The following is a 275-nucleotide window of genomic DNA, read 5'->3' as shown; positions in this document are numbered from 1 at the left end:
ATCTAGACCATAAAACAAAATACATGGACTTTAAATTACAAATGACCCTGAACGAATTTGATAAAGTACACTTTTCGAAAGACCATGTCAGAAGTTTTTTTAAATATTGGACAGAAAAAGAAGCTGTTATTAAGGCTCATGGAAAAGGATTATTAATCCCATTGCAATCCTTTGAGATTTTTCAAAATCAAGCCGTAATCGAAAATGAAAAATTTTATTTAAAAGAAATTTTTATACATGAAGAATATCAATGCTGTATAGCTGCAAACAAAGAT

1 protein-coding gene is annotated in these 275 nt (G+C 28.4%); it reads left to right on the top strand.

All coding sequences use genetic code 11. The features are described 5' to 3' along the window. Positions 1-41: 41 nt before the first annotated feature. On the top strand, positions 42-275 hold a 234-nt coding region (locus SB659_RS19430; protein WP_410551585.1), incomplete at its 3' end, for a 4'-phosphopantetheinyl transferase superfamily protein.

It is taken from the genome of Arthrobacter sp. SIMBA_036 (genome assembly GCF_046535135.1).
In the GTDB taxonomy this organism is placed as follows: Bacteria; Actinomycetota; Actinomycetes; order Actinomycetales; family Micrococcaceae; genus Arthrobacter.
The sequence above is the reverse complement of the archived record's forward strand: the minus strand, read 5'-3'. Positions and strand labels throughout refer to the sequence as shown.